21 protein-coding genes are annotated in these 21,417 nt (G+C 69.0%); 10 read left to right on the top strand and 11 right to left on the bottom strand.

What is annotated here, in order from left to right; all coding sequences use genetic code 11:
• Window positions 1-113 precede the first annotated feature (113 nt).
• Complete coding sequence (gene rfbD, locus ACTWQN_RS35080) at window positions 114-1,031, bottom strand: dTDP-4-dehydrorhamnose reductase (protein ID WP_443208005.1); 918 nt, start codon at window positions 1,029-1,031, stop codon at window positions 114-116.
• A complete protein-coding gene (rfbB, locus tag ACTWQN_RS35075; protein WP_443207967.1) occupies window positions 1,028-2,017 on the bottom strand; it encodes a dTDP-glucose 4,6-dehydratase in 990 nt (329 codons plus the stop codon). Before rfbB ends, rfbD begins: the two co-directional genes overlap by 4 nt.
• A gap of 527 nt (window positions 2,018-2,544) precedes the next feature.
• Here rfbB and ACTWQN_RS35070 point away from each other — a divergent pair.
• The 3 genes from ACTWQN_RS35070 (at window position 2,545) to ACTWQN_RS35060 (ending at window position 6,124) form a co-directional block, all read left to right on the top strand.
• On the top strand, window positions 2,545-3,981 hold the full coding sequence (locus ACTWQN_RS35070) for an LCP family protein (RefSeq protein ID WP_443207966.1): 1,437 nt from the start codon (window positions 2,545-2,547) through the stop codon (window positions 3,979-3,981).
• A 94-nt stretch (window positions 3,982-4,075) separates the two neighbouring features.
• Window positions 4,076-5,257, top strand: coding sequence for an LCP family protein (locus ACTWQN_RS35065; protein WP_443207965.1), 1,182 nt, complete (start codon window positions 4,076-4,078; stop codon window positions 5,255-5,257).
• 153 nt (window positions 5,258-5,410) lie between these two features.
• A complete protein-coding gene (locus ACTWQN_RS35060) occupies window positions 5,411-6,124 on the top strand; it encodes a TIGR03089 family protein (protein WP_443207964.1) in 714 nt (237 codons plus the stop codon).
• Window positions 6,125-6,205: 81 nt separating this feature from the next.
• Here the strand turns inward: ACTWQN_RS35060 and ACTWQN_RS35055 are convergent, their stop codons facing one another.
• From ACTWQN_RS35055 to ACTWQN_RS35040, 4 genes are all read right to left on the bottom strand, one after another.
• Window positions 6,206-6,631 carry a DoxX family protein gene (locus ACTWQN_RS35055; RefSeq protein WP_443207963.1) on the bottom strand — a complete coding sequence of 142 codons (426 nt, stop codon included), beginning with the start codon at window positions 6,629-6,631 and terminating at the stop codon, window positions 6,206-6,208.
• A gap of 208 nt (window positions 6,632-6,839) precedes the next feature.
• Window positions 6,840-7,328, bottom strand: coding sequence for a 5-(carboxyamino)imidazole ribonucleotide mutase (gene purE, locus ACTWQN_RS35050; protein ID WP_443208004.1), 489 nt, complete (start codon window positions 7,326-7,328; stop codon window positions 6,840-6,842).
• 83 nt (window positions 7,329-7,411) lie between these two features.
• On the bottom strand, window positions 7,412-8,596 hold the full coding sequence (locus ACTWQN_RS35045) for a 5-(carboxyamino)imidazole ribonucleotide synthase (protein ID WP_443207962.1): 1,185 nt from the start codon (window positions 8,594-8,596) through the stop codon (window positions 7,412-7,414).
• Between the two features lie 197 nt (window positions 8,597-8,793).
• Window positions 8,794-9,597, bottom strand: a complete 804-nt coding sequence (locus ACTWQN_RS35040; RefSeq protein WP_443207961.1) for a hypothetical protein — start codon at window positions 9,595-9,597, stop codon at window positions 8,794-8,796.
• A 192-nt stretch (window positions 9,598-9,789) separates the two neighbouring features.
• On the opposite strand from ACTWQN_RS35040, the gene ACTWQN_RS35035 reads away from it, so the two are divergent.
• The gene (locus tag ACTWQN_RS35035; RefSeq protein WP_443207960.1) at window positions 9,790-12,123 is read left to right on the top strand and encodes a sigma-70 family RNA polymerase sigma factor; all 2,334 of its coding nucleotides are present in this window, start codon (window positions 9,790-9,792) and stop codon (window positions 12,121-12,123) included.
• Window positions 12,124-12,360: 237 nt separating this feature from the next.
• Here the strand turns inward: ACTWQN_RS35035 and ACTWQN_RS35030 are convergent, their stop codons facing one another.
• Window positions 12,361-13,395, bottom strand: coding sequence for an alpha/beta hydrolase (locus ACTWQN_RS35030; RefSeq protein ID WP_443207959.1), 1,035 nt, complete (start codon window positions 13,393-13,395; stop codon window positions 12,361-12,363).
• Between the two features lie 87 nt (window positions 13,396-13,482).
• On the bottom strand, window positions 13,483-13,956 hold the full coding sequence (locus tag ACTWQN_RS35025; RefSeq protein WP_443207958.1) for an Lrp/AsnC family transcriptional regulator: 474 nt from the start codon (window positions 13,954-13,956) through the stop codon (window positions 13,483-13,485).
• Window positions 13,957-14,037: 81 nt separating this feature from the next.
• Here ACTWQN_RS35025 and ACTWQN_RS35020 point away from each other — a divergent pair, with 81 nt between their 5' ends.
• The 3 genes from ACTWQN_RS35020 (at window position 14,038) to ACTWQN_RS35010 (ending at window position 16,725) form a co-directional block, all read left to right on the top strand.
• Window positions 14,038-15,030, top strand: coding sequence for an EamA family transporter (locus ACTWQN_RS35020; protein ID WP_443207957.1), 993 nt, complete (start codon window positions 14,038-14,040; stop codon window positions 15,028-15,030).
• A complete protein-coding gene (locus tag ACTWQN_RS35015) occupies window positions 15,030-15,767 on the top strand; it encodes a maleylpyruvate isomerase family mycothiol-dependent enzyme (RefSeq protein WP_443207956.1) in 738 nt (245 codons plus the stop codon). The genes ACTWQN_RS35020 and ACTWQN_RS35015 overlap by 1 nt, the downstream gene beginning before the upstream one ends.
• A gap of 427 nt (window positions 15,768-16,194) precedes the next feature.
• Entirely contained in the window at window positions 16,195-16,725 is a 531-nt protein-coding gene (locus tag ACTWQN_RS35010) for a GtrA family protein (RefSeq protein WP_443207955.1), read from the top strand.
• 172 nt (window positions 16,726-16,897) lie between these two features.
• On the opposite strand, the gene ACTWQN_RS35005 is transcribed toward ACTWQN_RS35010, so the two are convergent.
• Together ACTWQN_RS35005 and ACTWQN_RS35000 are read right to left on the bottom strand one after the other, a co-directional pair.
• On the bottom strand, window positions 16,898-18,172 hold the full coding sequence (locus tag ACTWQN_RS35005; RefSeq protein WP_443207954.1) for a sensor histidine kinase: 1,275 nt from the start codon (window positions 18,170-18,172) through the stop codon (window positions 16,898-16,900).
• Between the two features lie 6 nt (window positions 18,173-18,178).
• Complete coding sequence (locus ACTWQN_RS35000; RefSeq protein WP_443207953.1) at window positions 18,179-18,853, bottom strand: response regulator transcription factor; 675 nt, start codon at window positions 18,851-18,853, stop codon at window positions 18,179-18,181.
• Window positions 18,854-18,988: 135 nt separating this feature from the next.
• Between ACTWQN_RS35000 and hisN the strand changes: the two genes are divergently transcribed.
• Window positions 18,989-19,762 (top strand): histidinol-phosphatase, encoded by a 774-nt coding sequence (gene hisN, locus ACTWQN_RS34995; protein ID WP_443207952.1) that lies wholly within the window; start codon window positions 18,989-18,991, stop codon window positions 19,760-19,762.
• A gap of 172 nt (window positions 19,763-19,934) precedes the next feature.
• On the opposite strand, the gene ACTWQN_RS34990 is transcribed toward hisN, so the two are convergent.
• On the bottom strand, window positions 19,935-20,198 hold the full coding sequence (locus ACTWQN_RS34990) for a hypothetical protein (protein WP_443207951.1): 264 nt from the start codon (window positions 20,196-20,198) through the stop codon (window positions 19,935-19,937).
• Between the two features lie 164 nt (window positions 20,199-20,362).
• Here ACTWQN_RS34990 and ACTWQN_RS34985 point away from each other — a divergent pair, with 164 nt between their 5' ends.
• Window positions 20,363-21,202 carry a helix-turn-helix domain-containing protein gene (locus ACTWQN_RS34985; protein ID WP_443207950.1) on the top strand — a complete coding sequence of 280 codons (840 nt, stop codon included), beginning with the start codon at window positions 20,363-20,365 and terminating at the stop codon, window positions 21,200-21,202.
• On the top strand, window positions 21,195-21,380 hold the full coding sequence (locus ACTWQN_RS34980) for a DUF397 domain-containing protein (RefSeq protein WP_443207949.1): 186 nt from the start codon (window positions 21,195-21,197) through the stop codon (window positions 21,378-21,380). The genes ACTWQN_RS34985 and ACTWQN_RS34980 overlap by 8 nt, the downstream gene beginning before the upstream one ends.
• The last annotated feature ends 37 nt before the right edge of the window (window positions 21,381-21,417 follow it).

Here is a 21,417-nt window from a genome sequence, read left to right as displayed (position 1 = left end):
CCGGCAATGCCCCGGGTCACCTGGCCTTCCGTCTTCCCGCAGGATCAGGCAGCACCTACCACGCACAGCACGCGAGCGGATCTGCGCTTCGAAGACGCCCTTCGGGTGATCTGTCAGGCTCCTCGGAGGGCTTCTCCGTCGGTCGCGAAGGCTGCCGCGAGGGCTTCTCGCCACGGGCGGAGCGGGGTCAGGCCCGCTGCTCGCCATGCCTCGTCGGACAGGACCGAGTACGCCGGGCGGGGGGCCGGGCGGGGGTAGTCCTGCGTCGTGCAGGGGTGCACTCGGGTTTCGTCCAGGCCCAGTTCCGCGAAGATCGCTCGGGCGAAGTCGCACCAGCTCGCCTGACCGGAATTGGTGCAGTGCAACACCTTCTGCTCCGGACCCTGGCGCGCGGCGACCTTTTCGGCCAGGTCCAGCAGGCCGTGGGCGAGATCCGCCGCCCAGGTCGGCGAACCGACCTGATCGTCCACAACGGACAGCGAGTCGCGGGCGGCGGAGAGGCGGACCATCGACTTCACGAAATTTCCGCCGCGTGCGCCGTAAACCCACGCGGTGCGCACCACCCACGCCTGGGCACCCGACTCCAGCACGGCACGCTCGCCTGCGAGTTTGGTCCGCCCGTAGACCGTTTTCGGGCCGGTCTCGTCCGTCGGCTGGTAGGGCCGGGTGGCGTCGCCGGGGAACACGTAGTCCGTTGACACGTGCAGCAGCGCAACACCGCTGACCCGGCACGCCCGCGCCAGGGCCGCGGCACCGTCGGCGTTGATCCGGGCCGCGCGGTCGGGGTCGGATTCGGCCGCGTCCACCGCCGTGTAGGCGGCCGAGTTGATCACCACTGGCCGTAGCTCGGCATCCCTGGCCGTCTCGGCGAAGGAGTCCACCGCGTCGGTGACCTCTTCGCCGTCGGTGATGTCCAGTTCACCGGAGCCCGGCGCGTGGACCAGCGAACCGGCCCGGGCAGCGAGGATCCGGGTCAGCTCCGAGCCGAGCTGGCCGCGACCGCCGGGCACCAGGAGGGCGAGGCGGCTCATCGCGCCGCCGCCGACCGGGCCTTCAGCGGCTCCCACCAGTCGCGGTTGTCCCGGTACCAACGCACCGTGTCGCGCAGTCCGGTCGCGAAGTCCACCTGCGGCGCGTAGCCCAGTTCCCGGACGATCTTGCGGTGGTCCACCGAGTAGCGGCGGTCGTGTCCCTTGCGGTCGGCGACCGGCTGCACCATCGACCAGTCCAGGTCCAGTTCGGCCAGCAGTCGTTCGGTCAGCGCCTTGTTCGTCAGCTCGGTGCCGCCGCCGATGTTGTAGATCTCGCCCGCGCGCCCGGACTCGGCCACCAGCTGGATGCCCTGGCAGTGGTCGCTGACGTGCAGCCAGTCCCGCACGTTCAGCCCGTCGCCGTAGAGCGGCACCTTGTTGCCGTCCATCAGGTTCGTGATGAACAGCGGCAGCACCTTCTCGGGGAACTGGTACGGCCCGTAGTTGTTGGAGCAGCGGGTGATGCACACCGGCAGGCCGTGCGTGCGGTGGTAGGCGCGGACCAGCAGGTCCGAGCCCGCCTTCGCCGCCGAGTACGGGGAGTTCGGCTCCAGCAGGTGGTCTTCGGGCCAGGAGCCTGTCTCGATGGAGCCGTAGACCTCGTCGGTGGAGACGTGCACGAACTTGCCGATCTCGGCGTCGAGCGCGGCCTGCAACAGCACGTTGGTGCCGACGACGTTGGTGACCACGAAGGCGTCCGAGCCGGTGATCGAGCGGTCCACGTGGGATTCGGCGGCGAAGTGCACCACCACGTCGATGCCGACCATCAGCCCGGTGACGAGTTCGCGGTCGCAGATGTCGCCGCGGACGAACTTCAGCCTCGGGTTGTCCGCGACCGGCTTCAGGTTCGCCTCGTTGCCCGCATAGGTGAGCTTGTCGAGCACGATCACTTCGGCGTCCGCGAAGCCGGGATAGGCCCCGCCGAGCAGTTGCCGAACGTAGTGCGAACCGATGAAACCGGCTCCACCGGTGACCAGAATCCGCATCGCGCCCTTCCTAGCCGGGGTCTGCGCGCCCGCAACAGCGAGCCGCGTGCGCAGTCTGGCATGCCACGGCCAGCGACGAATAAGGCTCCCGTGTTACCTAGGGTTACGGATTTAAGTCACTCTTATGAGTGATATCACCCCTAATACTGGGACCTGGCCAAGCACTCCTCGATCACCGCTAGCCTGCAACCGGAACACGAGCAAAATCACTCTGCCAAGGTGTAACGCTCCAAGGAGGATTCGGCGTGGAGGACCGGCCGAGGTGGCCAGGAGGCCCTCAGGGGCAGCCGGGCAGACCCGTTCCGCCCCGCGGGCCCGGTGGTCAAGGCCGACCCGGCGCTGGCGGCGGCACCCCGCCCGCTGGTCGTCGTGGTGCCTCGCCGCCGCCCGGCGGGCCCGGCCGCAGGCCAGCTCAGAGTGATGCTCGACGCCGTGCCGCCACCCGATCCGGGCAAGGGCAGCTTCCCCCGGAAGATGATGTTTGGCGGCGGCGTCGCGAGCACCGCGGCGCGCGCAACGCCGGACGCGTGCTGGTCGCGCTGCTCTCCGTGCTGGTGCTCAGCACCACCGGACTGGGCTGGGCGATGTTCCGGCCCGGCGCGGGCGGCACGTCCACCGCCGACGTCATCGGCAGCGGGCTCAACGCCCCGGACGGCGCGACCGACATCCTGCTGATCGGCAACGACAGCCGCACCGACGCCTTCGGCAACCCGCTGCCCGCGAACATTTTGCGAGACCTGCACACCACCCAGGAGGGCGGCGACCTCACCGACGCGATGATCCTGGTCCGCATCCCCAATGGCGCCCAGAGCGCCAGCGCGATCTCCTTCCCCCGCGACACGCTCGTCGACATCGGCCTCGGCGACGGCAAGACCAAGCTCACCGAGACGATGAACCGCGGCAAGGACGCCGAACTGGCGAAGCTGCAGAAGCAGGGCATCACCGACCAGAAGGAACTCGACGAGAAGTCCCGGCTGGCCGGTAAACAACTGCTGCTCGAAACGATCGAGAACATCACCGGTGTCAGCATCGACCACTACGCCGAGGTGAACCTGCTCGGTTTCTACGACATCACCAACGCCATCGACGGCGTCGAGGTCTGCCTCAACGATGCCACCAAGGACAGCTACTCCGGGGCGAACTTCCAAAAGGGCTTGAACACGATCAAGGGCGGTTCCGCGCTGGCGTTCGTGCGCCAGCGGCACGGTCTGATCAACGAGCTGGAGCGCGGCAAGCGCCAGCAGGCCTTCATGTCCGCGCTCGCCCGCAAGATCATGTCCACCGGCACGCTGACCAACCCGGCCAAACTGACCAACCTGGTCAACGCCATCAAGAAATCGGTCATCCTGGACCCCGAGCTGGCGGGCGACATCCTCGGCTTCGCCCAGCAGATGCAGGGCATCGCCGGGGGCAACGTGCAGTTCTACGGCGCCCCGGTGCACCTGGTCGGTCCGTCCGGGCAGGAAGACGTCACGATCCAGATCCCGGAGGTCAAGCAGTTCGCCGCGGATCTGCTGCTGTCGCCGACCGAACGGCAGCAGAAGCAGGCCGCCCAGCAGTCCCGGTCGACGATCTCGGTGAGCGTCTACAACTCCTCCCCGGTCAGCGGCCTGGCCAAACGGGTGCTGGAGGAACTCACCGGGCAGGGTTTCAACGCCGGTACCAGCTCCAACGCCGATGCCATGGAAAGTTCGGTGATCTACTACGCCACCGGTGAAGAGGCGGCGGCCAAGCAGGTGTCCGACGCGCTCGGCGGGGTGCCAACCGAAGCGCGCTCCGACGTCCAGGCTGGCAGCGTCCAGGTTTACCTGGGCAGGGACTACGCCGGACCTGGCGCGCAGAACTTCGCCAGTCGCCAGACCGTCCGGCTCGACGGGCTGCGCCAGGCCGCCCCGTTCCCGGCCCAGGTGAGCACCACCGACGAACAACCCATCACCGCCAACGGGGTGCCCTGCGTGAACTGACGAGGTTTTGGTTACCAAACCCGTTGAGGGGCCCCGCTGCGGTTCCGCAGCCGGATAGCCTGGTTCGTCAACGCAGTTTTTGGGGGAGGCGAAGGTGGGCGAACCGGAGCAGGAGCCGGCGGCCGCGGAGTCGACCGGCACACACCGGTCCGGGGTTCGCATCGCTGGTCGTACCATGCTCGCGCTGGTCTCGGCCGCCGTGCTCGTCCTCACCGCGATCGGCTGGGTGGTGGTGGACCGGCTCAGCGACGTCAGTTCGACCGAGGTGCTCGCCGACGTGCCGCAGGCACCGCCCGCCGACGACGGCGCCACCGACGTGCTGCTGGTGGGCAGTGACAGCCGCACCGACGCCCAGGGCAACCCGCTGCCGGACAGCGTGCTGAGGGACCTGCGCACCGAGGCCGTTGGCGGTCTGAACACCGACAGCCTCGTGGTGATCCGGATCCCGCACAACGGCACGCCACCGGCCGCGGTGTCCATTCCACGCGACACCTACGCGGCGGTGCCCGGCGGTCGGTCCGAGAAGATCAACGCCGTCTACGGGCTGACGAAGAGCGCCACCGCGGAAAAGCTGCGCGACGAAGGCAAACCGGCGGCCAACGTCGAGCACGAAGCGGGCCTGGCCGGGCAGCGAGCGCTGGTGCAGACCGTGCAGAACCTCACCGGGATCCGCATCGACCACTACGCGGAGATCAACCTGCTCGGCTTCTACGAGCTCACCGAGGCCGTCGGCGGCGTGGAGGTATGCCTGCAGCAGGCCACCAGCGACAAGGACTCCGGCGCCGATTTCGCCGCCGGGCGGCACACCATCTCGGGTGGCGATGCGCTGGCGTTCGTGCGGCAGCGGCACGGTCTGCCGCGCGGTGACCTGGACCGGATCGTGCGGCAGCAGGCGTTCATGGCCGCGCTGGCCAACAAGGTGCTGTCCACCGGCACGCTCACCGATCCGACGATGATCAACAACTTGGTGCAGGCCACCCGCCGCGCCGTGGTGCTGGACGAGGACTGGGACCCGTTGGGGTTCGTGCAGCGGATGCAGGAACTGGCCGCAGGCCGGGTCACGTTCCTGACCCTGCCGGTGACCGACACCGGCGCCCGCGACGACCGGGGGCAGAGCATCGTCAACGTCGATCCGGTAGCGGCGCAACACTTCTTCAGCGCGCTGACCGCGGCGCCGCGGCCTCGGCTGGCCGCGACGCCGCTGCTGCGGCTGGACGGCACCGCCCACCGCCAGCAGCCGATCACCTCCGACGGCAGCGTCCCCTGCGTGAACTGATCCGGCGGCGTTCGCGCTGATCCTCGACTCCGATCGGCGGGTACCGCCGGTACCACCTGCACAAGGTTGTTTCCCAAGATCGGGATCGCCAGCCACGCGCACCGGCGAAGTCCCGGCACGGCCGCTTCCCAGACTGTCTCCTAGGCTCGCACCATGAGCGTTACCCAGGCACTGCTCGGTCCGCTGCTGGCCAGCGGGGCGCCGAAGCCGCTGATCACGCACTACGACGACGCCACCGGGGCGCGCATCGAGCTATCCCGCGCGACCACCGCGAACTGGGCGGCGAAGACGGCGAACTGGCTGGTCGACGAAATCGACCTGGAACCGGGCGCGCCGGTGCTGGTCGCACTACCGGCGCACTGGCAGACCGTCGGGGTGCTGCTGGGCGCGTGGTGGTGCGGTGCGCACCTCACCGATGATCCGCAGGGCGCCGAGGTGGCGTTCGTGCCCGCCGCCGAACCGGAAAGCGGCAAGGGCGCGCACACCGTGGCAGCCGTCGGGCTGGACGCGCTGGGAGCTCCACTGCGCGGGCTGCCGGACGGCGTGATCGACTACGTCTCGGACATCCGGGTGCACGGTGACGACTTCAGCCCGCTTTCACCGATCGACGGCAGCGAACCAGCGCTGCTGGAGCTTTCCGTCGACGACCTGATCGCCAGGGCGCGGCAGCGCGCCGAGGAGCTGCGCATCGGCCGCGACGACCGAGTTCTGTCCACATTGGAATGGCAGCTGCCGGACGGGGTGGTCGACGGGTTCCTCGCCGTGCTGGCCGCACAGGCGTCCCTGGTGCACTGCACCAACCCCGATCCGCAGAAGTTGGATCGGCGCCGATCCGACGAACGCATCACCGTCGAACTGGGGTCGTGAAGGCGGACCGGGCAAGTGGAGCTCTCGACCGGAATGGCCGGGTGAAAGTGCCGCTCACCCGGCGCTTTTCCGCCAGGTGGGTCAGGCCGCGGCCCGCTCCCCCGCTCGGGACGAGTTGGCCTTGAACAGTCCGGAAAGGGTGTAGCGGGGACTGCTGAAACCGAGCGCGAGACTGGCCGCGGCGAGCACCAGCACGTATTCGAAGCCGCCGTTCGCGGCGAAGAACCCGGCGCTGAGGTGCACGGTGAACAGCGCGCCCACCATGACCGCCGCGAGCAGGATTCCGGCGATCGGCAGCAGCACGCCCAGGATCAGCGCCGCGCCACCGAGCAGTTCGACCAGCGCGGTGAACCACGCCGCGACCGCGGGCAACCCGATCTCACCGAACGAAGCGACGACGTTGTCGATTCCGTTGAGCACGAACTTCCGGTAGCCGTGCGCGAGGAACGTCGCGCCCACGACGAGGCGCGCGACCAGGACCATCACGTCGCGAAGACTGTGCTGCATTGGAAAACCTTTCGAGGTCGATTCCGCCAACCCAGCACGCGAATTCGACCGACCTGCCGGGCTGAGAAGATGCTCACACGGCTTTCGCGATGCGAAATGAAATCGCGACAAATCGCCAGAAATCCGGGAACGGCCAGCTGCCGATGGCAACAGCACCACTGCGTTCGCCGCCACTACGTGGTGCGCCGCAGGGCAAAACGAGGCCAACTCAGTCCTGGGTGGCTTTGTGCTGGAGGGCGGTGTGCTTGTCCAGCACCATGCTTTCCAGGCCGGACTGGAACTTCGCCATGTCCGCGCGCAGCCGGGCACCCAGCTCACCGGAGTCGGCCGCCAGCGTCCGGACCGCCAGCAGACCCGCGTTGCGGGCCCCACCGACCGACACCGTCGCCACCGGCACACCGGCGGGCATCTGCACGATCGACAGCAGCGAATCCATGCCGTCGAGGTACTTCAACGGCACCGGCACACCGATCACCGGCAGCACGGTGGCCGAGGCGACCATGCCCGGCAGGTGCGCGGCACCGCCCGCCCCAGCGATGATCACCCGGATACCGCGGTCGGCCGCGGTGCGCGCGTAGTCCAGCATCCGCTGCGGCGTGCGGTGCGCGGAGTAGACACCGACCTCGAACGGCACCGCGAACTCGGTGAGCGCATCCGCCGCCGCCCGCATCACCGGCCAGTCGGAATCGCTGCCCATGATCACGCCGACCAGTGGGTTCTCGCCTGCCACGCTCGGACCTCTCGATTCTCTTGCTTCGGCGCCAGTGGAGTCGGTGGAGCTCAGTGGATCTGGTGGCCGTCCAGCCACTCGGCGCGCGACAGCCAGTGCGCGGCCAGGCGCGCCTGTTCCCGAACGTCGTCCATCCGGTCGCCGAGCAGGGTCACGTGCCCGAGTTTGCGCCCCGGACGCTCGCTCTTGCCGTACAGGTGGACCTTCGCGTGCGGGTAGCGGGCGAACAGGTGGTGCAGCCGCTCGTCCACGCCCATCCGCAACTCGGTCGGCGAGCCGAGCAGGTTGGCCATCACCACGGCTGGCGCGGTCGGTTCGGTGCTGCCCAGCGGGTAGTCCAGCACCGCCCGGAGGTGCTGCTCGAACTGCGAGGTCCGGGAGCCTTCGATGGTCCAGTGCCCGGAGTTGTGCGGCCGCATCGCGAGTTCGTTGACCACCAGCCCGGCATCGGTCTCGAAGAGCTCGACGGCCAGCACGCCGGTGACGTCGAGCGCATCGGCGATCTTCAGCGCGAGACCCTGCGCCTGCTCGACGAGTCCCACCGAGGCGTTCGGTGCCGGGGCGAGCACCTGCACGCAGATGCCGTCCTCCTGCACGGTCTCCACCAGCGGCCACGCCGCGCCCTGCCCGAACGGCGAGCGGGCGACCAGCGCGGCGAGCTCGCGGCGCAGCGCCACCCGCTGCTCGACGAGCAGCGACGCACCGCCTTCCAGCAGTTCGGTGACGGTGCGCTCGGCGCCGTCCGGGGTGTTGAGCACCCACACGCCGCGTCCGTCGTAGCCGCCGCGGGTGGTCTTCAGCACGCACGGCCAACCCTGCACCGCGCCGAACCGCAGCACGTCGCCAACCTCGGTGACCTCGGCGAACTGCGGCACCGGCACGCCGAGTTCGGCGAGCTTGCGGCGCATCACGAGCTTGTCCTGCGCATGCAGCAGGGCGTCCGGACCGGGCTGCACCGAGACCCCGGACGCAGCCAGCACCCGCAGGTGATCGCCGGGTACGTGTTCGTGGTCGAAGGTGATCACATCGCACCCCTGCGCGAAGTTCTTCAGCGCTTCGAGGTCCGCGTGGTGGCCGATTTCCACGTTCGGCGCGACGAGCGCCGCGGCATCGTCCTTCGAGGCGACCAGCACCTTCAGCGACTGCCCCAACGGGATCGCGGCCTGGTGGGTCATCCTCGCGAGCTGGCCACCACCGATCATGCCGACGACTGGGGTTCCGGTGCGGTGGTCCACCCCGTCAGCCTAGAGCCGTGGGCTACCCGAACCAGCGCCGGGACCACCGAACGCGACCCACCTCACAAGCACTTTCGCCACACCATCACGCCAGCGGAAAGCCCCGCCGATATCCCAAAGGGCCGCACCTCGAACCCGTTGTCGCGCGGGGCGTGCGGCGATTTCGCGAAATCGCCGCCGATCCGGACTGGCACCGATCAAAGGGCTGCCAGCAGGGTGCAGGCTTCTTCGTGGCCTGCCGGGAGGGTTTCCTCGCGCAGGTGCACCTCGCTGCAGTCGTGCAAGGCCGGGTCGGCGGCCAGCCGGTGCTGGATCATCGAGCGGGCCTGGCGGCAGCGGGCGGCCAACGCCTGGTCGCGCGCCGCCAGGACCGCCGCGGTCGCCGACCGCAGCAGCGCCACCGTCTCCCCGCCGTCGAACACGGTCCGCAGCACGTCGGCGACCAGCACCATCGCCATCATCCGGGGGAAGCCGTCGGTCGCGGCGCCGAACGAAACCATGATCAGCGCGTATTCCTCGTCGACGCACCGCCCCTCGACACCGGCCGCCCGGTAGACCTCGTGCAACCGGGTGCGCAGGTAGCTCGCCGTGTTCAGGCCGGTGAGCGGATCCACCACCTCGCGCCCGATCGACAGCCGGGTCACCACCTCCGCCCAGCCCAGCGCGGTGCTGCGCACCATCGCGGTCGGCACGGCATCCGGATCGGCGGACACCAGACCGTCGTGCTCGCCGGTCGACACCGCGTGCAGCGCGGCCAGGTCAAGCAACGTCCCGGCGAGCCCGACGCCCGCCTCCGCCCTGGCCACGCCGAGTTCGACCAGCGGTTCCGACAGGTCGTCCCCCGCGATCATCGCGGCGCACACCGCCTCCACCGCCGACGAGGACCAGTCGCTCGGAAACGGCCACCCAGCCGCGAAGCTCGCGGTGCGCCAACGATCTCGCAGCGCCCGCTGCCGCGCCTGAGTGGTCGTAGCGTCGCACCACAGCGGCCACTCCCTCATGCTCAACGCCCCTTCTTCCCAACCGGCTGTCATCGAGACGGAGCAATTGGTCGCCCATGACGGTGTAGTCGATGGCGTCCGCAATAGGATCTAGATCACAATATTCTTCGTCTTTGTCGCGTCATGGTCTTCGCTGTCCGCGACTCCCTACACAAACGGATCGACACTGCCCTGCGGGGAGGAAGGTGCAGCGTGGCGACAGTCCCGGCAGAAGTGCAGGGTCCCAGCGACGGGGAGCTGCTGGAACAGGTTCGCAGCGGTTCGTCGGCGGCCTACGCGCAGCTCTACGAGCGGCACGTGGGCGCGGCGTACAACATGGCGCGACAGGTCTCCAAGTCGTCGGCCGAGGCGGATGACCTGGTGTCCGAGGCCTTCGCGAAGGTGCTCGACACGCTCCGGGACGGGCGCGGCCCGACCACCGCGTTCCGCGCCTACCTGCTCACCGCACTGCGGCACACCGCCTACGACCGAACCCGCCGCGAGCGGAAGGTGCAGCTCTCCGACGATGTCGAGGAGGTCTCTGGCGCGGACGTCAGCGTGCCGTTCACCGACACCGCGGTCGCCGGGTTGGAGCGCTCGCTCGCCGCGCAGGCGTTCGCCCGGCTGCCCGAGCGGTGGCAGACGGTGCTGTGGCACGTCGAGGTCGAGGGCCAGACTCCGGCCCAGGTGGCGCCGCTGCTCGGGCTGACCCCCAACGGCGTTTCCGCACTCGCCTACCGGGCCCGCGAAGGGCTCCGCCAGGCCTACCTGCAGGTGCACCTCGGGCAGTTGGACGCCGCCGAATCCGGTGTCGAGCAGTGCCGGGCGGCGGTCGACCGGCTCGGTGCCTGGACCCGCAGTGGACTGTCCAGGCGGGAAACCGCCCAGGTGGAGGCACATCTCGACGGCTGCGATCGGTGCCGCGCGCTGGCCGCCGAACTCGCCGATGTCAACGGTGCGCTGCGGGCCATCATCGCGCCGCTGGTGCTCGGCGCCTCCGCGACCGGATACCTCGCCACCTCGTCCTCCGGTGCCAGCGCGGCCGCTGCGGGGACCACGACTGGCGCCTCCGGCGCCGTGAACGCGGCCTCCGCCGGACCTCGCCAAGCGGTCACCGCCGGGGTGGCGACCGCGGTGCTGGCCGCGGCCGTCGCCATCGCCATGACCGCTGGTAGCGATCAGCCCGCACCGCTGGCGGACGCTCCGCCGCCACCACCAGCGGTGGTCTCGCCCACCCCCGCGCCGCCACCACCAGCGCCGCCGCGCCGAACCCCATCACCGCAGACACCGGAACAACCGCCGCAGACACCAGGCGCACCACCACCGGCTCCGCCACCCACGAGCGCCGTGCTGAACGCGGCGGGCCTGGGCGCGCCCATCCAACTGGTCGCCGGTGGCGACCCGGTGGCCTTGCCGATCAAGGTGCGCAACACCGGATCCGCTCCGTCCGAGCCGGTCAACGCCACGCTGAACCTGCCCAGGGGGGTGACCGCAGCGCTGCCGACCGCCGTTCAATCCGGCCCGGCCCCGACCACCCCGCAGCGCGTGACCTCGGTGCGCACCCAGGCACCGGGCGCGCCGTCGGTGCGCTGCACGAGCAGGCCCGGCACGATCACCTGCGCCACCGACCGCGGACTCCAGCCCGGCGAGACGTTCGTCTTCGACTTCCGGATCCGGGCGGACGAGACCGCCACCGGCGGCGAGATCACCGGCAGCATCGTCGCGGGCACCGCGATCCAGCTGCGACTGCCGGTGGTTGCGGTGGTGGTCCGGCCGCCCACACCGGTCGACGAGGTCGACGTCGAAACCTCGTCCTGGAACCACACGCCGTGGCTGCAAAGCCGGATCGACATCAACGTGCGCAACACCGGGACCAGCACCGGGCGCGCGGAAGCCGTCGCCCGACTGCCGGAGGGCGTCCGGGCCACCGGGATACCGCCGGAATGCGAGGTGCGGCCCGTCGACGAGCGCCGGATCAGCTGCTCGGCGGAGTTGGCGCCCGGCAAGTCCTTCGAAGGCCGCCTGTGGTTGACGACGCTGCCGGAGTACCCGTGGCCCGGGGAGCCGGTCGACGGCCGGATCATCCGCGAAGTGACGATCCCGGTGTCCGCCACCCTGGGATCCGCCAGCGACAGCGACCCGATCTCCGTGCGGCTCTGGTACCCGTGGGTGCCGCCGCCGGAGCCGGTACCGCCACCGACCAGCACGAGCCGTCCGCCGACGTCCACGCCGCCGCAATGCCCGCCGGACGGGGGCGTCCGACCGCCGTGGCGTCCGGCGTACTGCTGGTGGCCGCTGCCACCGGGCCCATCGCAGCCGATCCCGCTGCCACCGGGCCCGCCGCCGCTGAAGCCGCCGTCCGAGCCACCCCTGCCCGAGCCGCCCCCGCCCGAGCCACCGATGACGAGCACCACGACGACGCCGAGCACCGAACCACCGCCGACCGCGACGACGCAGTCATCGGAGCCGTCGACCAGTACCCAGCCACCGCCGAGTTCGAGCTCAACCCCCACGACCAGCTCGACACCTCGACCACGGCCGAGGTGATCCGGCAACGCTGGGGCTCGTGAGTGGTTGTTCCGGTGAAAACCGGGATTTCCACTCACGAGCACGCGCTGCCGAGCCACGCGCCTTCTTGGTCGCCTAATAATCGGCCAGGTCGGTGACCTGCGGTGATCGATGCTGCGTGCCGCCGACCTGGACTTTTCCTGATTGCTGGCGATGGGGCGCGACGGTCTTGATCGGGTGTCTTGCGGACTGTGCGCGGACCCCAGGTGCGCGCGGTCAGTCGGCCAGCACCCTGCTCAGCCAGCCGATCGAGAGCGGGTAGCGGTACTCGATCCCACCGTGCCCGCCGTCGAACAGCTCGAAGTGGACCTGGTCATCCGGCACTCCGGCGGCTGAGGCCGCCCGCCGGAACGCTGCCGCCCCGGCGTCGAGGTGATATTCGTCCCGGTTGCCGGCATCGATCCACAGGGCCCGCATGGAGCTCAGCGCCTCGGCGTACTTCGGCTGCGCGGCCATCACCACCGGGTCCCACGCGAGCCACCGCTCCCAGACATCGGGCACGATCGCCCCGATGTCGTCGAACGGCAGGCGCACGGTGCCGTCCTCGTCGGCCGAGTAGGCCGCGGCGTAGGCGTACACCTCCAGGAGTTCGAGGTCGCCGGTCCTGGGGTTGGCGATCCGGGTCCGGAAGTCGGCGAGGAACTTCTCGTACGATCCGCTGTACTCGCCCCGCAGCATCCGGAACCGCTGGGGCAGCTCGGCCCGGTAGCCGGTCTCGAAGAGCGCGTCACCGGCGTGGGTGGCGAGAGCGCCAAATACGTCAGGCCGCAGCATCGGGGTGACCATCGCGGCATACCCGCCGGTGGATTTGCCTGCAATCGCCCGGTGATCGCGGTCGGGGATGGTTCTGTAGTTCGCGTCCACCCACGGCACGACCTCGTCGCACAGGTAGGTGTGGTAGCGGCCCGTGGCCGGCGAGTCGAGGTGCTGGCTGCCGCCGAACGAGGTCCAGGCGTCGAAGTAGACGACGATGGCAGGTGGCACGTCCGTGCCGCCGAACATCGCGTCGATCAGTTCGGGGTACGCCTGCCGGAACGGCGGGCGGTTGAAGGCCATTCCGATATGACCGCTGTATCCGGGCAGCCAGAAGATCGTCGGGTAGCGTCGCCTGGGTTCGTCGTCGTAGCCGGGCGGCACGTACACGAGCAGCGGCCGCTCATACGGATCACCGAGCGGGTTGTCACGCAGCACCGCGCTGTCGATCGTCCGATGCTCGAACCGGCCGCCGAGATCGGCTGACCAAGGCAACATCAACATCCTCCGCAGGGTTCAGAAAGTCGTGTCGGTCGAGCCTTTGGGGTGCGCTGGACGGCTCGATGAAAAGAAGGCCGTCGAGTGTCACTCAGGACGCGCGGTGTCCGGGCCCAGTGGTCGTTCAAGAACGGTGCGCAGCACGATGGTCGTGCTCGTGCTAATCACTGGTGGGATCGAGCGGATGCGGTCGAGTGCGTCCGCGAGCGCGCCCGTCCCAGGCACGCGCACCTTCAGCCAGTAGCAGTCCTCGCCCGCCACTTCGTGCACTTCGAGCACGCAGGTTTCGCGTTCGAGTTGCTCGTTGACGACCGCCTTCGCGGCCTCACCGGGCTCGAAGCGAAGCGCGACGAACGCCGCCGTGCCCGCGTCCACGCTCACGGGGTCGAGGTCCGCGTGGTAGCCGGTGATCACCCCGTCGCGTTCGAGTCGTTGCAGGCGATCCCGCACCGATGGTTCGGACAGTCCGACTGTCCGCGCGAGCGCCCGGACGGTCTGTCGGCCGTCCGCCGTCACTTCTCGCAGGATTGTCCGGTCGATGTCGTCCATCTGTCGCGTCATACCGAGAACTTGCCCTTCATGGCCAGTTATCCTAACCTTTCTAAGGTATCTTGTCGAAACTCCCTTGTTTAATGAGCCTATATGACCATCAGGGTTAATTTAGAGTCACCGCGCCGCCTGCTCCCCTGGCTGGCGTTGATCACTGTGCGGATCTTCTGGGGGTCCACGTACCTTGGCATCCAATTGGCGGTCGACACGATTCCGCCGCTGCTTATGGCCGGCTTCCGGTTTCTGACAGCCGGCGCGGCGCTCTTCGCGATCGTCGGACCGCGCCACGCTCGCGGAGCCCAACACCCGACCGTGCGGCAGCTGCGCTCCGTTCTGGTCATCGCCTCCCTGCTGCTGGTCGGTGGCAACGGTTTGCTCAGCGTCGGCGAGACGAGCGTCGACTCCGGGCTGGCCGCCCTCATCGTGGCGACCGTGCCGGTCTGGATGGTCCTGATCAACGCGGCGGTGACGAGGACGCGGATCACGGCCACCATGATCCTGGCGCTCGTTCTCGGCACGGCTGGGGTTGGAGTGCTCGTCGGTGGGCCGGGTGCCCGCGTCGACATCGGAGGCGCCGCCATCGTGTTGGTCGGGTCGCTCTGCTGGGCAGCGGGTTCGGTCTACGCCCGCCGCGCCCCATTGCCCTCGCACCCACTTGTGGTGACGTCGTTGGAGATGATCGCTGGAGGAGTGCTGCTGATCATCGCAGCTGCCGTGACGGGCGAATTCGGGCGCCTCGACCTCGCGGCGATCTCTGCCGGCTCGATTGCCGGGTTCCTGTGGCTGGTCGTCGCCGGGTCCATGATCGCCTTCACGACATACAGCTACGCCAACGCCACCCTGCCCAACGACACGGTGGTCACCTACGCCTACGTCAACCCGGTGGTCGCCGTCGTACTCGGGGCCCTGCTCGGCGAGGAGACGCTCAGCCCGAACGTGCTGCTCGGCGGGGCCATCATCGTCAGCGCGGTGATGCTCATCGTCGGCGGCAAGGCCGTGGCGCGGCGCATCAGCCGCCGGATCCCGCTCCCGAACGGTTCACCCCGCCAAGCCGCCGAACCCCCACTACCGAAAGGTTCAACCTGATGAGCTTGTTGGACACCGCACGCCACATCGAATCGACCCGGGCCGTGGGCGCGGAGGCGTGGCGAATGGCCGAGAACCGGCTCGACGCCGCGGTCCCCGCCTGTCCGGAATGGCGGATCCGCGACGTCGTCCACCATCTCGGCAACGTTGCCTCCTTCATTCATGCCTGCGTCGAGCAGGGGGCCGGTGAACCCGAGTTCACCGACGCCGAGATGCTTCCCGACGACCGCGTGATCAAGTGGGCTGCTGAGGAATGGGATCGGATCCTGGACCGCCTTGCCGCAGCCGACCCCCTCGCCGCTGCATGGAACTGGTCCACCAAGCCGCACATCGTCTCATTCTGGCCGCGGTGTCTCACCCACGAGGCGTTCGTCCACGGCTGGGACATTGCGGATGCCGTGGGGGAAGCACTGACGATCCCCGCGGAGGTCGCTGCCGACGGCGTGGACGAAATCCTCACTGTCCACTTGGCCGCCGGTGTTCGGGACGGCAGGCGCTTCACTCGTACCGGCCGGATCGAGGTGCACTGCACGGACACGGGTGACCGCTGGCTACTGGTGACGACTGCGACGACCGCGCACACCAGGGTGGGGGTGCCGGGCGGACCATGCGACACGCAGATCGATGCCACCGCAGAGAGTCTGTATCTCGACCTGTGGGGCCGGACACGGCTGCAACTGGACCCGCACCAGCGGCAGTGGGCCGATCAACTCGCCGCCGGTGCGCCGGCAGACTGACCGGACCGCGCCCACGCTGAAGCCGCCCATCGCCTTCGACGCGACAGGCTGTCGCGACGCTCGTGCGGGTGCGCCAGAGCAGACACTGCCGCACAGAAATATTCGAGGGTCCTAACGCGGCGGGCGAGTTCGGCGGCTCCGGGCACTTTGGTAGACGGAGAGGGTAGAGCGGCGCGAGGTGATTGCCTTGCGGGTGCGGTCGGAGGTCTGGCTGTTCTCGCCCGCTCCGGACACCACCAACCGCAGGAGCCCCCTCATGAACACACCCCTCAATGCCGACCTCCTGACCATCACCGGCCGGACCACCGCGGCACGCGAGGAAGTGCGCGTGTGGTCCATGTCCGGCGTCGAGCGCTTGACCTTCACGGACGGGCACCACCGCCATCTTCAAGCACGCCCGGTTGGAGCAGCTCCGTAGACTCGGAATGTGTCCGCTGTCGATTCGGTGCTCGCCCGCATCCCGCAGCCGTACCGGGCACTCGCGATCCGGCATCGCGAGTTGCTCAAGTTCGGGGTCGTCGGCGCGATCACGTTCTTCATCGACACCGGCATCTTCTACGCGCTGAAGCTGACGATCCTGTCGCCGAAGCCGGTCACCTCGAAGGTGATCGCGGTGCTGGCGGCGACGTTGGTGTCCTACGTGCTGAACCGGGAGTGGTCGTTTCGCACCCGAGGCGGGCGCCAGCGCTACCACGAGGCGATGCTGTACTTCGTGATCAGCGGCATCGGGGTGGGGTTCTACTCGGCGCCGCTGTGGATCTCCCGGTACCTGCTGCACCTGCAAACCCCGTTCACGACCCGGCTGGTGGAGGAGATCGCCGACTTCACCTCAGGCCAGATCATCGGGCTGCTGGTAGGCATGGCGTTCCGCTGGTGGGCGTTCCGCAAGTGGGTCTTCCCCGCCGAACAACCCGAACCCCACAGCTCCCCACCCCGCGACCACACCCTGGCCCGCTGACCCAAATCCCCAACCGCCACAGGCCCCACCGCGAGTCCTTGATCTCGTTCTTGCGGCACCACTGCGGGTTCACACGATGAGGGCGAGGTGAAGGGCACCTTTCACCAAGTTAGTTGGTAGAAGGTGCCCTTCACACTTCACCCGAACGGAGAACGAGCGGGGCGACGGGTGGTCAGCGGGGGGTGGATTCGATGTTCCACGGGACGCCGAGGATGTCGTCGGCGCGGGCGATCGGCAGGAACACCTCGAACAGCGCCGGGCGGGCTTGGCTGAGCTCCAGGCGTCCGCCGTCCGCCTCGACCAGCGCGCGGGCCAGCGCCAGCCCGACACCGGTGGAGCCGCGGCCGGAAAACCCTCGCTCGAAGACGTAGGGCACCAGCGCGTCCGGCACCCCCGGCCCGGAATCGCTGACCTCGACGACGACCGTTCCACTGCCCCCGCGCGCCGCCAACGTCACGGTCCCCTCGCCGTGCCGCAGGGCGTTGTCGAGCAGCACACCGATGGTCTCCCGCAGCCGCGCGGGAGTGGCGCGGGCGAGCAGGCCGTCCGACACCTTCAACCGCAGCGCCCGGCTCTCGGCCTTCAGCGGCTCCCGCCACTCGGCCGCCACATCGGTGAGCAGGCTTGAGACATCCAGCGGTTCGGCGTCCCGAGCGCGCGCCGCGGTGGCCGCCGCGAGCAGGTCGTCGAGCACACCGGAGAGCCGTTCGGCCTGTTCCAGCGCGGCGTTCGCCTCTTCGGTGACCTCCGGGTCGTCCACCGTGGCGAGCGCCTCCAACCGCAGGTGCAGCGCGGTGAGCCGACTGCGCAACTGGTGCGAGACGTCGCCGACGAGGTCGCGCTCGCGCTGCACCAGCTGCGAAAGCGCCGCGCCCGAGGCGTCCAGCGCGTCGGCGACGCGATCCAGTTCCGGGACCTGGTGCCGTTGCGGATCGGCGCGGAAGTCACCGGCGCCGAGCCGAGCCGCGCGGGCCGCGACGTGCCGCAGCGGGTCGGCGAGCCGCCGGGCGGTGACCGTCGCGACGATCATCCCGGTACCGGCCGAGAACACCACCAGCATCAGCACCAGCGCCGCCACCTGGAGCTGCTGGGTGCGCACCGGGCCGCTGGGCGCGGCGATCGTGACCGTGCCACTTTGCACCATCGGCACGCTCTCCACCAACGGTTTCTCACCGGGATCGGGGCCGTAGACGTAGTCGTGCGCCTGGATGCGGACGATCAGCCGGGCGCCGCCGGGCACCGCCAGCCGGGCCGCGTTGAGGTCGATCGCGCGCTGCGAGGCGATCTGCTCGTCGAGCAGCGTGGCGATCTGCTGGGCGCGGGTGGACAGGTCGCCGGTGGTGAGGTCCTGGACCAGCTTCAGCGCGCTGAAGCCCAGCGGCAGCCCCAGTGCGACGGCGGTGACCGCGACTGCGAGCAAGGTGGCCTGCAGAATCCGACGGCGCATCGGGTGTCAGTCCGCGTTGAACCGGAACCCGACGCCGCGGACCGTGGCGATGCGCGTCTCGTCGAGTCGGCCGTTGGTGTCGCTGAGCTTCCGGCGCAGCCACGAGATGTGCATGTCGAGGGTTTTGCTGCCCTTGCGGTCGGATTCGGGCCAGACCTCTTCGAGGATCTCCTCGCGGGTCACCACTTGGCCGGCGTGCTGCATCAGCACCCGCAGCAGCTCGTACTCCTTGTTCGCCAACTGAACCTCGTGCTCGTTGACCAGCACCCGGCGGGCGGTCAGGTCGAGCCGGACGCCGGAGGCCTCCAGGGTTTCCGGGGCACCGCGGCGCAGCAGCGCGCGGATCCGGGCCATCAACTCGGCGAGCCGGAACGGTTTGGCCACGTAGTCGTCGGCGCCCGCGTCGAGACCGACGACGAAATCCACCTCGTCGGTGCGCGCGGTGAGCATCAGCACCGGCAGGCCGCGGCCCTGCGCCCGCAGCCGCCGACACACCTCCAGGCCGTCCATCTCCGGCAGGCCCAGATCCAGCACCAGGAGATCGATTCCGCCGGACGCGGCGGCGCGCAGCGTCGCAGGGCCATCTTCGATCACCTGCACCGAATAGCCCTCGCGCTGCAGCGCCCTGGACAGCGGCACAGCGATGGCCGGGTCATCTTCTGCCAGCAGCACCACGCTCACGCCTCCAGACTAGAGGGCGCCGATGATCACGTCCGTCGTCGTGGGCGATTCGCCGGTCCCGCCGGGTCTGACGGGTCTGCCGGGGCCTGGTGGGGCCTGGTGGGACGCCGATCGGGGCGGACTAGGGTTCCTGGCGTGACCAGCGATCTCGACCTCGCCCTGCACCTCGCCGACCTCGCCGACGGGATCACCGGCGACCGGTTCCGGGCGCGGGACCTGAGCGTGGACCGCAAGCCCGACCGCACGCCGGTCACCGACGCGGACCTCGCGGTCGAGGACGCGGTGCGCGCGGAACTCGCCCAGCGCCGCCCGGACGACGTGGTCGCCGGTGAGGAGCGCGGTGGTGCGGTGGGCGCGGGCCGGGCGTGGGTGCTCGATCCGATCGACGGCACGAAGAACTTCCTGCGCGGTATCCCGGTGTGGGCGACGTTGATCGCCCTGGTCGATGGCGGGCGTCCGGTGGTCGGCGTGGTCAGCGCCCCGGCGCTGGGCAAGCGCTGGTGGGCGGCGGCCGGAGCGGGCGCCTGGTGCCGCACCGGTGACGCGGAGCCGGAGCGGATCGCGGTGTCCGGGGTGCGCGACCTCGCCGATGCGTACGTGTCGACGACGCACCTCGGGACGTGGGTGGAGTACCACTCGCGGGAGTCCTACCTGCGGTTGATCGATGCCTGCTGGGAGAACCGGGCGTTCGGCGACTTCTGGCACCACTGCCTGGTCGCCGAGGGTGTGATCGACATCGCGGCGGAACCGATCGTCAACCCGTGGGACGTCGCGGCGGCCCAGGTGCTCGTCGAAGAGGCGGGCGGCACCTTCACCGACCTCTCCGGCGAACCCCGCTACGACGGCGGATCCGCCCTGTCCACCAACGGCCACCTGCACACGGCGGCCCTGGAACTGCTGCGGTCGTGAAGCTTCCGCGACTGTGAGGCTCCGGCGGCCGGGTGCGGTTTGGGGGCGCTGGCACCCGGCCGCCGGATGGATCGGCGCGAGGGTCGGGGAGGGGCGACGCGCCGATCCGGTCTGCGGTTCCAACCGGCGGTACCGCACCGCCGGGGTGGAAGCCGTGAGTTTGCTGCCGCTTTCAGAAATCCCAGTTCCGCCCGGAAAACCCGCGTTCCTCGACGGTTCCCGTGCACTGTGGACATCGCTCGATGACAGCGGTTGAGCGCGGTTCGCGGCCCCAGAGCGTGGCGAACGGAATCCGCAGCCACACTTCGCAAAGCGAAGGAACCCACTCGCCGCCGGGCTGTGCGCCGGGCCGGATCGGTGTTGCGTGGCGCCGCTGCAAGCCGATCCCCACGATCCAGTAGACCTCTTCGACATCGCTGTACGGGTCTGCCAACATGGCTCCACCTTCGGCTTAATCGCTGGTCAAAGCGCTGACACCGGAAAGCTAGATCGCTAGCTTCTGCGTCAGCGAATCTGAGACACCACAGGTGGATGCCGGGTCGGTGAATCACCTGCGTCATCGGCTGACACACGATCAATGAAGAACCGGGAGGTCAGCGCGTGCGGCAATCCGAAAAACTGCGTCAGATCGGGCTCGGCGTGCAACTGCGGGCACTGCGCGAAAATGCTGGGCTATCCACCCGATCGGTGGCGAAATCCCTTGGTGTCTCCGCATCTTCGGTCAACCGCAACGAGTTGGGCCTGCGCGCACCGAGCAAGGAAGAGGTCAGCGCGCTCTGCGCGCTCTACGGCGTGGTCGGCGAGGACAAGGAAGCGCTGCTCGAAAAGGTCGGGGACAGCGCGGAAACCGCCGCATGGCTGGCGAACGGAGTTCCCGACCAACTGGCCAGCCTGATGGTCCTGGAACGCGAAGCAGTCGCGATCACCGACGTCCAGGTGTCGGTCATGCCGGGCTTGGCACAGACGGCCGACTATGCTCGGCTGGTTCTTGGGGATCAAGCGGAGCCTGGCATCGACCTTGAGAACAAGGTCGCGACAAGGCTTGGGCGTCAAGCCGTATTGAGCAAGCCGCGAGCACCGCGAGTGTCGTGCTTCATCGACGAAGGTGTACTGCACCGCACGCTGGGAAACTCGCGAGTCCTGCGTGATCAGCTGGAGCAGCTGATCATCCTGCAACGCAGAGACAATGTCGAGGTCCGAGTCATCCCCTTCGACTGGACGCCGAGCTCGTCGATCAAAGCCTCGTTCTCCGCCTACGAGCTTGTGAGCGGCAGTCCTTACGTTTTCGCAGAGGTCTACAATCTCGGCCTGTTCGTCACGGACCCTTCAGAGGTGCGGTCGTTTATGAAAGTCTGTCGATCACTGGACGAGTCAGCGCTGGATACGGCCGAATCCAGCGTACTGATCAGGAAAATCGCGGAGAGTCTGAACGATGACTGAACCCAATTGGCGCAAGAGCACATACAGCGACAAGTACAACTGCGTCGAGGTAGCGCTGACCCCGGAGGCGACCGCAGTACGGGACTCCAAGAACCCCTGCGGCGACATCCTCAACTTCAATGAGCAGCCCTGGCACACCTTCTTATCCGCCGTCAAAGGTGGCCGCTACCAGCGGTGATGGGTCGTGGGTGCGACAAACCGCGGCCACCGGTGTT

Origin of the sequence: Saccharopolyspora antiqui, from assembly GCF_052246905.1 — a bacterium.
Taxonomy (GTDB): domain Bacteria; phylum Actinomycetota; class Actinomycetes; order Mycobacteriales; family Pseudonocardiaceae; genus Saccharopolyspora.
The sequence above is the reverse complement of the archived record's forward strand: the minus strand, read 5'-3'. Positions and strand labels throughout refer to the sequence as shown.

Coding starts and splice junctions, on each gene's coding strand:
- purE (WP_443208004.1), bottom strand. CDS start 7,328: ATGGGCAGCGATTCCGACTGGCCGGTGATGCGGGCGGCGGCGGATGCG.
- ACTWQN_RS34980 (WP_443207949.1), top strand. CDS start 21,195: ATGACTGAACCCAATTGGCGCAAGAGCACATACAGCGACAAGTACAAC.
- ACTWQN_RS35025 (WP_443207958.1), bottom strand. CDS start 13,956: ATGACGCGACAGATGGACGACATCGACCGGACAATCCTGCGAGAAGTG.
- ACTWQN_RS35055 (WP_443207963.1), bottom strand. CDS start 6,631: ATGCAGCACAGTCTTCGCGACGTGATGGTCCTGGTCGCGCGCCTCGTC.
- ACTWQN_RS35005 (WP_443207954.1), bottom strand. CDS start 18,172: ATGCGCCGTCGGATTCTGCAGGCCACCTTGCTCGCAGTCGCGGTCACC.
- rfbB (WP_443207967.1), bottom strand. CDS start 2,017: ATGCGGATTCTGGTCACCGGTGGAGCCGGTTTCATCGGTTCGCACTAC.
- ACTWQN_RS35030 (WP_443207959.1), bottom strand. CDS start 13,395: ATGTTGCCTTGGTCAGCCGATCTCGGCGGCCGGTTCGAGCATCGGACG.
- ACTWQN_RS35060 (WP_443207964.1), top strand. CDS start 5,411: ATGAGCGTTACCCAGGCACTGCTCGGTCCGCTGCTGGCCAGCGGGGCG.
- ACTWQN_RS35040 (WP_443207961.1), bottom strand. CDS start 9,597: ATGAGGGAGTGGCCGCTGTGGTGCGACGCTACGACCACTCAGGCGCGG.
- ACTWQN_RS35020 (WP_443207957.1), top strand. CDS start 14,038: ATGACCATCAGGGTTAATTTAGAGTCACCGCGCCGCCTGCTCCCCTGG.
- ACTWQN_RS34990 (WP_443207951.1), bottom strand. CDS start 20,198: ATGTTGGCAGACCCGTACAGCGATGTCGAAGAGGTCTACTGGATCGTG.
- ACTWQN_RS35015 (WP_443207956.1), top strand. CDS start 15,030: ATGAGCTTGTTGGACACCGCACGCCACATCGAATCGACCCGGGCCGTG.
- rfbD (WP_443208005.1), bottom strand. CDS start 1,031: ATGAGCCGCCTCGCCCTCCTGGTGCCCGGCGGTCGCGGCCAGCTCGGC.